The sequence below is a fragment of the Pirellulales bacterium genome, from assembly GCA_036267355.1.
In the GTDB taxonomy this organism is placed as follows: domain Bacteria; phylum Planctomycetota; class Planctomycetia; order Pirellulales; family DATAWG01; genus DATAWG01.
The window spans coordinates 1-13301 of record DATAWG010000027.1 but is presented as its reverse complement, the minus strand read 5'-3'; the positions used below and the strand labels follow the sequence as shown (position 1 = coordinate 13301).

General features: G+C 59.6%; 11 protein-coding genes. 4 read left to right on the top strand and 7 right to left on the bottom strand.

Annotated elements, in window-relative coordinates; translation table 11 throughout:
* Positions 1 to 15 precede the first annotated feature (15 nt).
* The 6 genes from pheS to VHX65_04435 all read right to left on the bottom strand — a co-directional run bounded on the left by pheS (position 16) and on the right by VHX65_04435 (position 5012).
* Positions 16 to 1098, bottom strand: coding sequence for a phenylalanine--tRNA ligase subunit alpha (pheS, locus tag VHX65_04460; GenBank protein ID HEX3997780.1), 1083 nt, complete (start codon positions 1096 to 1098; stop codon positions 16 to 18).
* A 224-nt stretch (positions 1099 to 1322) separates the two neighbouring features.
* Complete coding sequence (locus VHX65_04455; protein ID HEX3997779.1) at positions 1323 to 2390, bottom strand: DUF1559 domain-containing protein; 1068 nt, start codon at positions 2388 to 2390, stop codon at positions 1323 to 1325.
* Positions 2391 to 2717: 327 nt separating this feature from the next.
* Complete coding sequence (gene rplT, locus VHX65_04450; GenBank protein HEX3997778.1) at positions 2718 to 3077, bottom strand: 50S ribosomal protein L20; 360 nt, start codon at positions 3075 to 3077, stop codon at positions 2718 to 2720.
* 103 nt (positions 3078 to 3180) lie between these two features.
* Entirely contained in the window at positions 3181 to 3384 is a 204-nt protein-coding gene (rpmI, locus tag VHX65_04445; protein HEX3997777.1) for a 50S ribosomal protein L35, read from the bottom strand.
* Positions 3385 to 3523: 139 nt separating this feature from the next.
* Positions 3524 to 4288 (bottom strand): ABC transporter ATP-binding protein, encoded by a 765-nt coding sequence (locus VHX65_04440; protein HEX3997776.1) that lies wholly within the window; start codon positions 4286 to 4288, stop codon positions 3524 to 3526.
* A gap of 268 nt (positions 4289 to 4556) precedes the next feature.
* Positions 4557 to 5012, bottom strand: a complete 456-nt coding sequence (locus VHX65_04435; GenBank protein HEX3997775.1) for a response regulator — start codon at positions 5010 to 5012, stop codon at positions 4557 to 4559.
* 666 nt (positions 5013 to 5678) lie between these two features.
* On the opposite strand from VHX65_04435, the gene VHX65_04430 reads away from it, so the two are divergent.
* From VHX65_04430 to VHX65_04415, 4 genes are all read left to right on the top strand, one after another.
* Positions 5679 to 6533, top strand: coding sequence for an outer membrane beta-barrel protein (locus tag VHX65_04430; protein ID HEX3997774.1), 855 nt, complete (start codon positions 5679 to 5681; stop codon positions 6531 to 6533).
* Positions 6534 to 6901: 368 nt separating this feature from the next.
* Positions 6902 to 7240, top strand: a complete 339-nt coding sequence (locus tag VHX65_04425) for a co-chaperone GroES (GenBank protein ID HEX3997773.1) — start codon at positions 6902 to 6904, stop codon at positions 7238 to 7240.
* Between the two features lie 152 nt (positions 7241 to 7392).
* On the top strand, positions 7393 to 9021 hold the full coding sequence (gene groL / locus VHX65_04420) for a chaperonin GroEL (GenBank protein HEX3997772.1): 1629 nt from the start codon (positions 7393 to 7395) through the stop codon (positions 9019 to 9021).
* 319 nt (positions 9022 to 9340) lie between these two features.
* Positions 9341 to 10501, top strand: coding sequence for a DUF3500 domain-containing protein (locus tag VHX65_04415; protein HEX3997771.1), 1161 nt, complete (start codon positions 9341 to 9343; stop codon positions 10499 to 10501).
* A 923-nt stretch (positions 10502 to 11424) separates the two neighbouring features.
* Here the strand turns inward: VHX65_04415 and leuA are convergent.
* On the bottom strand, positions 11425 to 13080 hold the full coding sequence (gene leuA, locus VHX65_04410) for a 2-isopropylmalate synthase (GenBank protein HEX3997770.1): 1656 nt from the start codon (positions 13078 to 13080) through the stop codon (positions 11425 to 11427).
* Between the last annotated feature and the right edge of the window lie 221 nt (positions 13081 to 13301).

The following is a 13301-nucleotide window of genomic DNA, read 5'->3' as shown; positions in this document are numbered from 1 at the left end:
CGTTCGCGGATGATCTCAAAACTGGTGCAAGAATCTCACATCGTTTTTGTAGAACTCGCGGATATCCGTTACGCCGTGGCGGCGGGCGCAGACGCGCTCGACGCCCAAGCCGAACGCGAATCCGGTCACCTGCTCCGGGTCGTAGCCGACGGCTCGAAGCACATTCGGATCGACCATCCCCGCGCCGCCCATTTCGATCCAGCGCTGGCCCCAACTCATGTCCACTTCGACGCTCGGTTCGGTGAAAGGAAAGAAAGATGGTCGAAAGCGAATATGCACCTCGCGCCCCAAATAGCTTGCGGCGAACAACCGCAACACGCTTTTCAAATCGGCCATCGTCGCATGCCGATCCACTAATAGCCCCTCGATCTGATGAAACATCGGATAGTGGGTCGCATCGGCAGTGTCGGGCCTGTAGACGCGCCCGAGGGCGATGATCCGCACCGGCGGCGGCTCGTGCTCCATCACGCGAATCTGGACCGTGCTCGTCTGGCTGCGGAGCAACAGCGGCCGGGGACCGTCCCCTTTTGCGGAGTCCGCGGAGCAAAAGGGGACTGTCCCCCTCTGCCCCGCCAATTCGCGCGCCCCAACCGCCGCCGTGCTCAGAAAAAAATTCTCGAGCGGATCGCGGGCCGGATGATCGGCCGGGATGTTCAAAGCCTCGAAGTTGTGCCATTCGTCTTCGATCTCCGGACCGTCGGCGACGGTGAACCCAAGCCGGCCCATGATCTCTTGCAACTCTTCGATCGTCTGCGTGATCGGATGCAGATGGCCGAGCGCCGGCTGCGGGCCGGGCTGCGTCGGATCGAGGGGCGGCCCGGCGGGAGCTGCCTCGACGCCAGCCAATCGCGATTGCGCTTCGGCGAGTGCGGCTTCGAGGAGTTGCTTGACTTCGTTGAACCGTTTTCCAGCGGCCGGCTTATCGGGCCCGGCGACGCTGCCGAGCGATTTCTGCACGGCCTTGAGCCGGCCGCTTTTGGCGCCCAAGAACTCGACGCGCGCGGCCTCGAGCGCTGCCAAGTCGGCGGCGCCGCCGAGCGCCGCGCTGCCGGCCGCGGAAAGTTCGTCAAGCTCCTGCAAGAAATCGGCCAGCGCCACGACATTCCCTCGATTTGAACAACGGTACTTGAGCGGCCCCCCCGACTCATTAACCGAACCGCGCCGGCGAATGATGCCCGATCATAGAAGATCGTCGCCCGGGCGCAAAGCCGCACCGCGGCAGCCGAGAAATTCTTGCGGGCAATTGCAGGGCAGGATCGAGCTACGCGTCAACCCGCGTTGGCACACTGGCGCGTCGGGGAGGCAATCCGTAAGCTAACGGATTACCATTTCGAATCGTCGAGCATGTCGGCCGTGTCGGATGTAAGATTGCGATCGCCCAAATAACCGTACATCGTGGGATCGATCGTATAGTTCAACCATCCTACGTGACCGTCGGCAAAGGCCATGCCGAAACCGGTGAAGTGAGTGCTGCCGAAGGCGACCGAATTGGCGATGCCCGGAGTGTCTTGTGTCGGCAGATAGTTGCTGTTGCTGCTTGAGCCGCCGCCGGCCCAACGGACGACATTGGCGTCGTAGCCCATGTCCCAGGTGGTATTGTCGCCGGGATCCTGGCCGTTGAGATAGTTGTCGGGATCGAGATACTTTTCGCCAACCAGAAACAGTCCGGTTCGGCCGCGAGTGATCGCACCGGACTGAATTTGCGAATGCGGCACACAGGCACCATTGAAATTGTTCAGGCCCATGCTGAGCCAAAACGACGCTTGCTGGCCTTGCGAAAGCGAGGTGGGCTGGCTGAACGAAGTCGGCTGTGTGCCCGATCCCCATTTGTCGGCATCGCCGCCGCAAACCGCGTAGTCGCAACGAGCAAGCGTCGTGCCCGTGGCCAGACTCGCCATGGCACTGCTCGATGAGCTACTGTTGGCGTAGAACTTAACGCCCGACCCCATCGGCAACTGCCCTAAAGGCCGGCGGCTTGGGCAGTTGTATACGACGACCGGCATCTGGGCCACTTGCAAAATCGTGGTCGACGAGCCTGTCTGACCGTAGGCCCAAAGATTGGATTGTTCGATGAAGGGCAGCAGATTGTAGAAAAAGCCGCCCGGCTGATTGGCGCCGAAGCCCAGATTTGGATCGCCATTCCAGCTTTTGCCCCAACCGCCAACGGGAAACCAGCCATACTGCTGTTCGTGCGACAGGGCAGCCAACCCGAGTTGCTTGATATTGTTCTTGCAGGCGGCCTCTTGCGCCGCAGCCCGGGCCGCTTGAACGGCGGGCAGCAACAGCGACATCAAGATTCCGATGATCGTAATGACGACCAACAATTCGACGAGCGTAAAACCGTGCGAGCGTCGCGCGGAACGCGCGCGACCGTCCAAACGGCGAGCCATAGGAGCCTCCCCTCGAAGTCTTGCCCGCATAGATATTCGTATTGGACACGAAGTGGCGACGGGTGTCAATTTTTTGGCTGGCGAATTCCTAAGCGCCAATCGTTCCGCTGAGTTTTTCCGCGGGCGGTTTCGGGCAAGACGCCACTGCGAGCGGCCACGGGCGAAACCGCAAGCGAGCGGTGCGCGAACAAGCCGGGGAAATTAAGGCTCGGCCGAGCCGCAAACCTGACCGAGCGAACAGATCGGCCACTGTACAACGAGTGTGCAACTTATTCGCAAGTTGCGGAGAAGTTCATGGGCAAGAAACTAAGCTAAGGTTGCAGCGGCTTAGGCCGTCGTCAGGGTGCCTTTGACTTGCTCGACGAGGGCGCCGAAGCCAGTCGGATCGTTGACGGCCATTTCGGCCAGCGACTTGCGGTCGAGCTCGACCTTGGCCTTTTCCAGTCCGTGGATGAATTGGCTATAGCGCAGCCCATGCATCCGAACGGCGGCGTTGATGCGGATGATCCACAGTTTGCGGAAATCGCGCTTTCGCAGCCGGCGATCGCGCGTGGCGTAGGTTCCCGCGCGGATCAACGCTTCGGTCGCCGTGCGTAGCAGTCGCCGGCGGCCGCCGACGAAGCCCTTCACTTTCTGAAAAAGTCGCTTTTTGGCCCGATTGCGGGGCACGCTGCTCGTGGTTCTCATCGTAGGATCGCCGTTGCCGGTTCGAGTGGGATGTCGTGAATTTTTTTCAGAAGATTAGCGGCGCGAGCCAAAAAATCCCCCGCTAAGCCTTATAGCCGCGGATTTAATAACTGTTGCCAGTCAAGGCGATCGCCACCCGTTTGGTATCGACCGTAGCGAGCACGCCCGTGCCGCGGAGGTTGCGGCGGCGCTTCTTGGTCAGCCGGCTGTTGAGATGGCTGGTTCCGGAGCGGCGGTGCTTTAGTTTGCCGCGACCAGTGATCCGGAACCGCTTTTTGCAGCCTTTATGGGTTTTTTGCTTGGGCATGGCATCCATCTCGAAGCATGAAACAGGGACGAACCAGACATGGCCGCCCGAGTCGCCGACGGCAGGAACCCAGCATTATACGGTTTTCCCGGGCGGCGCAAAGCCCAGGCAAAGCGTGATCCGCAGCATTGTCGGTTCGCTACACGTGGCCCTGATCGCTAAGCGCCGCTGTCCGGCCGGTTTCGACGCGCAGGATTCGGCCGTCTTCCATCGTTGCGATGCGGTCGCCGAAAGGGAAAACACGGTTGTCGTGCGTCACCACGACCACGGCCCGTGTGGCCGACACCGCCACGTCGTGCATCAATTGCATGATGCGATGGCCGTTGTCGGCGTCTAATGCGGCGGTCGGCTCGTCGCACACCAAAAGCGACGGCTCGTGGACCAATGCCCTGGCAATCGCCACGCGCTGGGCCTGCCCTCCGGATAGCGCGTGCGGCAATGCATTCATGCGGTCGGAGAGGCCGACCATTGGCATCATGGTTTTCGCCTTTTCGACCGCCTTGCGGCGCGACCAGCCGGCGATCAGCAGCGGCACGGCAACATTTTCGGCGGCCGTCAGTGCGGGAAGCAGATTGTATTGCTGAAAGACAAAGCCGATATTCTTGCCGCGAAAATTCACTTTCTGGCCGCCGGACATTTTTGGAAGATTCGCGCCGAGCACATGCACGTCGCCGGCGGTCGGGTCGAGGATGCCGGCGATGACGGATAACAGCGTGGTTTTGCCGCAACCGCTTGGGCCGACGAGCAGCGTGAGTTCGCCGTATGGGATATCGAGATCGACGCCGCGCAGGGCCATCACGAGCGCTTCGCCGGAGCCGAATCGCTTCGTCACGCCGCGGCAGCGCACGGCGGCTTCCCCGCTCCGCGAATCGCTCAGCACTGAATTGACGACCGCGGAGGGCATGAAGTGCAGGGAGGCAAAGGTTGCAGCGATCTAGGGATGAGCGCGTGCGAAAAGCTCCCCCCTCATCCCTTCTCTTACGACGAAAGAAAGGCACAGCAGATCGGGCGCCTGCGGCGATCGGTGCGGCTTCTGCGGCGCGAATTGTTGCGGTCGGCGTAGCTTCTCCGCATCCCCCTTGCGGCTCCTGGCAGAGGGCTCGAGGACAAGGGAACTTGCTTGATCAAGTGGGTTGGCATCGCCTTCGAGCCGGTCCGGCCTGTTCGAAAGATCAGCGCCCGGAATGGGTTGCCACGAGATGGGGCATCCACAGTGCTTTATCGACGAGTTCGAGCAGCACGTGGTGGTCGAACGGCTTTCGGAGATAATACGTCGCGCCGACTTCGTGCGAACGGCGGATAATGTCGGGAATCTGGGCGCCGGAAAGAAACATGAATGGCACCTCGACGAGCCCTTCTTCCTTCTTGAGCCGTTCGCAAAGCTGCAGGCCGTTTGCGCCATTCAAATTGATGTCGGAGATGATCAAATCCGGAGTGACGCGGCGGACGCATTCGATCGCCCCTTCGGCATCGCGGCAGCAATGCGCCACATAGCCTGCGCCTGAAAGCGCCTTCGCGAGCCCAGCAACGATATCCGGATCATCGTCGATCACCAGGACATTGGCCTTGTCTTCGCCTTGCATGATCGGGTTCATTCTCGGGCCGCTCAGGATCTTCGGTGCGTTCATGGCCAAAACCTCCGGCGTCAGATTCGTATCCGCTAACCAAGAAATCGTCACACCGCCTGTGCAGTATTCAAGCAAGCTTCGCCGCATTGCCCAATACGAATATTCCGCCAAATCGCGAAAGCAGGCGATTTAGGAAGGATCGATAAAACGCTTTCTTTCCGCTGGCAAGGCATCCGCGCTGATCGGAAAAACTGGGCAATTCGGATCTTCCTAACCGACGGCGCAACACACGGCAGGTTCTAGGAATCATGATCGCCGCCGCGTGATTCTCTCGCTTGCCGCATTGACACGGGAAGAATCGCTCACGATAATCCGCCGCCCCGCCGCAGGCAGCTTATCTCATCTTCGTCTCGTCGGTTCGATCAATCGGGGCGTTTGCCGGTGTCTGCGTTTGCGCTTGCGGCGGCGAATAATTCGCCGCAGCGATTTTCGCCGCACCCAATGGAATGTGCTATGCCGGATTGCGCTGCTCGAATCCGTTGTCGGCTTTTCGCTCGGCTATGGGTGCCGTCTGCGGCGAGGTTCGTTCTGCAAGTGGGCTTCGTGGTGGTTGCCAGCTTTGCGCTGTCTCGTTCGACCCGACTGCTGGCCGACGATGATTCGGCCGGTCCAAATGCCGCAAGCGATTCGCAAGTCGCACCACAAGCGCACATTTACCAGTCGGTAATGACTCGACCTGTTGGCAGCGATGGTTTTACGCTGACACCCGGCGAACGGCCTCAGGAGGCGACGCACGATGCCGCGCAGACCGGCCCGATGCTCGCCCTGAATGTCGACTCTGGCTCCCCCGGGCAATCGGGTCTTCTGGGCGACACCATCCCGGCGACCGCCGGACCGGCGGGCAATGCGGCCGGTCCGGAAGCAATGTCAAGTCCGATGCAGCCGGCCATTCCAGGCGGCGCAGAACCAACAGGCCCCCCTCAATACGAAGGCCCGATGGACAATCCCCCGCCACCGCATGGAGGAATGTTTTCCGGGCTGCACGCACTTTTCCGACCCGCGCCGAACGGCAACTGGGATAATGAACCGCTGCACTTCGACACGTTCCTCGGTTTTATCGACGACCGCACGGCCCAGAATACCGGCGTTCTCGGGGGCTTCCGGCTAGGATGGGATTACGACACCTATTGGGGCGTGGAAACCCGCTTGGGCTTCACCTCGTTGCAGGAGGACACCGGACCGGTCGTTATCTGGGACGAGAGCTTGCTGTATTATCCCTGGGGCGATTCTCGAGTCCGGCCTTATTTCACGCTCGGACTCGGCGTCAATGAATGTCGAATCGTCGATCCGGGCGACGACTGGCATCACCGCCAGAATCTCGTCGACATGCCGTTCGGAATCGGTTTCAAATATCGGCTGCACGAATGGCTGGTGTTACGATTCGACATTCTCGACAACTTAGCGTTCGGTTCCGGCAGTCTGGGGACGATGAACAACTTTTCGTTCACGACTGGCTTCGAGTGGCGGTTCGGCGGAGTGCATTACAACTATTGGCCGTGGAACCCGGCTCCGGCGCGATAATCGTTGCGCATTAGTGAATCGACTTTTTCGGACCGACCGCACTCCCGCGTTAGGCGGAGATTCGATCGCCCCTGCCAGTTTGGCAGTAGCCGCAAATCCTCTTCGCCCATCTTGGCGATTCTGGCAGTTTCCACCGTGAACCGCCGACCGACAGGCTTTCTCTAATCGGCGATCTTCCAAACACTTAAGCTGCCAGCTGACGCCTCGGCGCGCGGATTGCTTCACGGCATGCTGCGTAGTAGAGGCTTTGCGCCATTTGGCAGTCGTGGGAGCGATATCTCCACGCCGGGGCGCCGTCCACTAGCCGTTTGCCGCTTTCACCGTCCATTAAATTCCGCGACGCTTATTCATCGGAGGAAAAACCACCCATGTCGACTGCGACCAAACCCAAGCCGCAAAAGAAATCGTCTTCCAACATCAAGCTCCAGCCGCTGGGAGATCGCGTTGTGATCGAACGCGAAGAGTCGGAAGGCAAGACCGCCGGCGGCATCGTGCTCCCCGACGCGGCCAAGGACAAGCCGGCCCGCGGCACCGTGATCAGTGTCGGCAATGGCCGCCTGCTGGAAGATGGGAAGCGCAACAAAATTCAAGTCAAGCCGGGCGATCGGGTTGTGTTTTCGAGCTACGCCGGCGAGCAATTCAAGGTCGGCGATTCTGAACTGCTGCTGATGCGCGAAGAAGACATTCTGGCGGTGATCGAAGAATAAGCTGCGGCCAACGCAGGCCGCGCCGCACAGGCCGGGCCCTACGGGCGGCGGACTTGCGACACGGCAAGCGCGCCGCAAAGCAAGCCGGCGCCGCAACCAGTCTCGAATCACAGACAATTCATAACGATTTCACAAACAGGAGAATATCGGCTATGGCAAAAATGATTGCCTTCGATCAAGAAGCTCGCGATGCGATGCGTCGGGGCGTTTCCAAGTTGGCTCGGGCGGTAAAGGTGACGCTGGGGCCCAAAGGCCGCAACGTCATCCTCCAGAAAAGCTTCGGCTCTCCGACGGTGACCAAAGACGGCGTTACGGTCGCGAAAGAAATCGATCTCGAAGACGTCTATGAAAACATGGGCGCCCGCATGGTCCGCGAGGTCGCCTCGAAGACCAGCGACGTCGCCGGCGACGGCACCACCACCGCCACCGTGCTCGCCGAGTCGGTATTCAACGAAGGGCTCAAGGCTGTCGTATCGGGCGTAAATCCCATTCAAATGAAACAGGGCATCGAACGCGCCGTCGCCGATATCATCGAGCGGCTCAAGAAGATGTCGATCAGCATCAAGAGCAAGAAGGAAATGGCCCAGGTCGGATCCGTCGCTGCGAACAACGACGAAGAAATCGGCAATCTCCTCGCCGAAGCCATGGAAAAAGTCGGCAAAGACGGCGTTATCACCGTCGATGAAGGCAAGAGCCTCAAGACCGAGGTCGAATGGGTCGAAGGCATGCAGTTCGATCGCGGATATCTCTCGCCGTATTTCGTCAGCAACCCAACGCAGATGCAATGCGTCTTGGACGATTGCTATGTGCTGGTCTTCGAAAAGAAAATTTCGAACGTCAAGGAGTTGGTGCCGGTGCTGGAAGCGGTCGTCAACGCGGGCAAGCCGCTGCTGATCGTTGCCGAAGATGTCGAAGGCGAAGCCCTGGCGACGCTCGTGATCAACAAGCTCCGCGGCACGTTCAACGTTTGTGCCGTGAAGGCTCCGGGCTATGGCGACCGCCGCAAGGCAATGCTGGAAGACATCGGCATCTTGACCGGCGCTCAACCCGTTTTCGAAAGCCTCGGCGTGAAGCTTGAGAATCTGACGATTGCCGACTTGGGTCGTGCGAAGAAAGTCATCGTCGACAAAGACAACACGACGATCATCGAAGGGGCCGGCAAGTCGAGCGACATCAAGGCCCGCATCGACCAGATTCGTCGCGAAATCGACAACTCCACCAGCGACTACGACAAGGAAAAGCTCGAAGAGCGGCTGGCGAAATTGGCCGGCGGCGTGGCCAAGGTAAACGTCGGGGCTGCCACGGAAAGCGAGATGAAGGAGAAGAAGGCCCGCGTCGAAGACGCATTGCACGCCACGCGTGCGGCCGTCGAAGAAGGAATTCTACCCGGCGGCGGCGTTGCCCTGGTTCGGGCATGCAGCGCGGTCAAGGCCGACGGCCTCTCGCACGACGAGCAGATCGGCTACAACATCGTCATCCGTGCCTGCCGGGCTCCGCTCGTCCAGATCTCGGCCAACGCCGGCCAAGACGGCAGCATCATCTGCGAAAAGGTGGCCGAGGGTAAAGGCAACTTCGGCTACAACGCCGCCACCGGCGTGTTCGAAGACTTGGTGAAGGCCGGCGTCATCGACCCGACCAAGGTCACACGCACCGCGCTTCAGAATGCGGCCAGCGTGGCCACACTACTGCTGACCAGCGACGCCTTGATCGCCGAGAAGCCGAAAGACTCGCCCAAGAAGGGCGGAGCCGGCGGCCACGGCGGCGATTACGATATGTATTAATCGACCAAACATGGCCAGCGCCTCTTCGAGGCGCAGGCGCTACATTTGATCTCGCTCACGAACCGCGAGGAGCCGCTCGGGCCCTTCGCGGTTCGTGTTTTATGTAGGCCAATTTCTCCGTGGCAGCGAAGCCAGCGCGCCGCGCGGCTTCGCCGAACTTGGCCTACGGCCTTTAATTTTTGGCCACGACCCGATGTATTATCGCTGACCGCACAGTATCGTAGTCTACGTGGCCGTGCTCTGGCGAAGGCCAACTACGCTAAATTGCCAGTTGTGAAATCAAGTCGGCCAGTCGGCCACATTTATGGAGCGCAGCGAGATGCCAAGTTTTCAAAAAGTCGTCGGGATCAAGGCCGGCTTTGGTGTTTGGCTGGTCGTAGCCGGTGGGTTCGTTGTCGCTGGTTCGGCTTTTGGCCAAACCCCAACGACGGCGCCGTCGGCCCCGAAGCAGCAGAATGTGATTCAGTCTGGCTCCTCAACGCTGCCCCATGTAGACGCCGCCGTCGAGCGCGCATCAAAAGAAATGGCCGAGGCGGCGCTGAATTTCTGGAAATCGCTGACGCCCGAACTGCAGGCGAAATGTGCCTTTCCCTTCGACGACAAGGAGCGGTTCAACTGGCATTTCATCCCGCGTGTGCGGAAGGGGATCACTTGGAACGACATGGACCCGGCCCAGCAAGCATTGGCTCACGCCTTTCTCGCCAGCGGTTTGTCGAATCGCGGCTATCAGCAGATCCAAACCATCATGAGCCTTGACCAAGTGCTCAAGGAATTGGAGAAAGGGACCGGGCCGCTTCGCGATCCCAATAACTACGCCTTCTCGATCTTCGGAACGCCCGGAGAACACACGACCTGGGGCTGGCGATTCGAGGGGCATCATGTGTCGCTCAATTTCACGGTCGTCAATGGCCGCGCGGTGGCTGGGCCGGTGTTCTTCGGCAGCAACCCGGCAACGGTTCTGCAAGGCCCGAGAAAAGGGCTACGCGTCCTGGCCGTCGAAGAAGACCTGGGCCGCGAGTTGATCAAATCGCTGACGCCGGAGCAGCAGAAAACCACCATCTACGATGTGAAGGCCCCGAAAGAAATCATCACCGGCAATTCGCGCAAGGCCAATCCCGGCCCGCCGGTTGGTTTGGCGGCCGGCAATATGACGGCTGCCCAGCAAAAATTGCTCATGACGCTGGTGGAAAACTACGCCTACCGCTTGCGGCCCGAATTGGCCGACCACGATCTCGCCAAGATCTCGGCGGCCGGATTCAAGAACATTCATTTCGCTTGGGCGGGAGGCCTGGAGCCAGGGCAGCCGCATTACTACCGCCTTCATGGACCAACCTTTCTTGTCGAATTCGACAACACGCAAAACAACGCCAACCACATCCATACGGTGTGGCGCGACTCGGCCAACGATTTCGGCGAAGACCTGCTCCGCGAGCACTACGACCGTCACCAACACGATCCAGCGCATGGGCACGACCCATGACATGCGGCGGTAGGGCAAGTACCGCCAACGAGCGAAGTCGGCCAGAGCGGCCCCTGCTGCCAATCGTGATAGTATGGCTGGAGCAGCACGATGAATGACCCTCGTTGAACGGTGGGGGCTGCAAACGATATGGCCAATCTATCGGCGCCTTGTGTTCTTAGCCCGTTTACGTCGACCGCTCATTTGCTCTCGATCGGCGTCGCGACTGGGGCAGCAAGATCGGAGGATTCTGACGCGTAGTCGCCGCCCGTAAACCAATCTGCGCATCGTCGGGCGGCCCATCTTTCGCCGTCGGGCGTCAACTCGCGGGCTATCCCGGTTTTGCGACCGGCGAAATATTCCCCGAAACCGCATCATCTTGAGATTGCAGGCCTTGGTGGGAGGCGACCGCCCAGCCGAAAACGGCATTTCAAGCAAGAACGAATTGCTGTGCCATGGGAATTGATGGACTCTCCCGCAGCCCAAAACTGAGACTCGTTTCGTGGATGGTTGGCGGACCGGCACGCGCCGCAGCGCTGCCAGTTATTTTCCGACGTTCAGGCCCATAAATCTTTCCTTGGTTTGAGGTCTCGGAACCGTTAACCCGTGTGGACACTGAGCACGGTTTCGGCGGGAACCTCAAGGCCCTGGGGCGGCAAATTGGTTTAGTTTGTTGCGGGAGGGAGGGCGGCCCGTTCGTGCAAACGGACGACGGCCGCCGCCAGGATTGCCGCGATTTCGCCGAGACGTTCGTCAGGCGATAGGCGCAGTATCAGCGCAGTTGGTCATGCGGGTGGTCCACAGGAGAGCGTCAGACGCCGGACCGCTGGCGCACCATTGCGAGGCGGCCCTGTTAACCTACCGGGGGCGGGTTCGAGTTGTCGGAAAGAACCGATGGCCGCGAATCTGATCGGCTATCGGGCTTCGGTTGTGATGCCCGCATTTTACAGCCGATTGAGAGCACCGAGCACTGCTCTTATAGACGCCAGTTCGATGCTTGTGTCGACTGCAGCGCCCCACCTTGTTTTCCCGTCTTGAATCCGGATGCAGATGTAGGCAATGGCACTCGCTTCCACACCACGGCCCAGCGCTTGCTCACGGTAGTCACAGACCTCAAAAGTTTGAATTCCAGCGTTTTGCAATGCACGAACAAACGCTGCAATCGGTCCGTTGCCTGTGCCGACGACCTCCTGTTGCTGGTTGTTGTGGGCAATGAGCGCCTGACAGTGAGCAACGCCATTCGTATCGCCGGATTGGAAGTACTTGAGTGCGTAAGGCTCTTGGCGTTCGATATACTCCCGCCAGAACAAAGACTTCAACTCTTCCGCACTGACTTCACGACCCAGACGATCCACCGCCTCATTGGCGATCGGTCCGAACTCTCGTTGCATTTCTTTCGGCAGGTCAATTCCGAACGCGCTCTCCAAAAGATAGGCCACTCCGCCCTTACCCGACTGACTGTTGACCCGAATGACCTCACTGTAAGTGCGGCCAATGTCGTGGGGATCGATGGCGAGATACGGGACATCCCAAGGTTCCTTGCCTTCGCGATGCTTCCATTCGGCGAGCGCCTTCTTGACGGCGTCCTGGTGTGAGCCGCTAAAAGCAGTGAATACGAGTTCACCCGCGTACGGATGACGAGGATCAACGCTCATGCCCGTGCAGCGTTCGTAGATTTCCTCAACGACGCTGAGGTCCGCTAAATCAAGCCCGCAATCAATGCCGTGCATGTGGAGGTTTAACGCCACAGTGATGATGTCGAGATTGCCCGTACGCTCCCCGTTGCCGAACAACGTGCCTTCAACCCGCTCGGCGCCGGCGAGCAATCCGAGCTCCGTTGCGGCCACGCCCGTACCGCGATCGTTGTGAGTATGAACGCTGATGATTGCGCAGTCCCGCCGCTTCAAGTTGCGACAGAACCATTCAATCTGATCGGCGTAGACGTTAGGCATCGCCACCTCGACCGTCTCTGGCAGGTTGAGGATGATGCGAGATTCTGGGTTTGGCCCCCAAACATCCATCACCGCCTCGCAGATTTCCAGCGAGAACTCGACTTCGGTTGCCGAGAAACTCTCGGGCGAATACTCGAATGCCACTTCCGTTTCCGCCACGAGGGCCAGCCGATCCTTAATCCACTGCGTGCCTCTTGTCGCAATCTTCACGATGTCAGGTTTCTCAAGGCCGAAGACGATACGCCGCTGCGCAGGTGAGGTGGAGTTGTACAGATGGATGATCACCCGTTTGGCTCCCGACAGCGCCCGCACCGTCGGTTCGATCAGCTCTTCCCGTGCCTGCACGAGAACCTGAATGGTGACATCCTCGGGAATGCGCTCATCCTCGATGAGCCGACGGACGAACTCGAATTCCGTGTTGGAAGCCGCCGGGAAACCGACCTCAATCTGTTTGAACCCACAACGAACCAAAGCATCGAACATCTCCAACTTTTGGGAAACGTTCATCGGCTGAGCCAAGGCTTGATTGCCATCCCGAAGATCGACGCTGCACCAGTAAGGAGCCCTCGCGAGGGTACGATTGGGCCACTGCCTGTCGGGCAGGTGAATGGGGGGAAACGGACGGTACTTGCCAACGGGTGACTTCATCATTCCTTCTTTGGGAAAGACTTTCTTTCAGTTCCGGCTCAATTCTAGCTGCTACCGCCGTAAGGATCATGGGGTGGTCGTGTCTTGCTTCACACGGAACTGGAATGTCCGGCCGGTTGGGTTAGCATAAACCTAACCGGAGGAACATTCCATGAGTCGAAGTCGTAGACATTTCAACCCCGAGCAGAAGGCCGAGGTCGTTCGCCGGCATCTGAGCGACA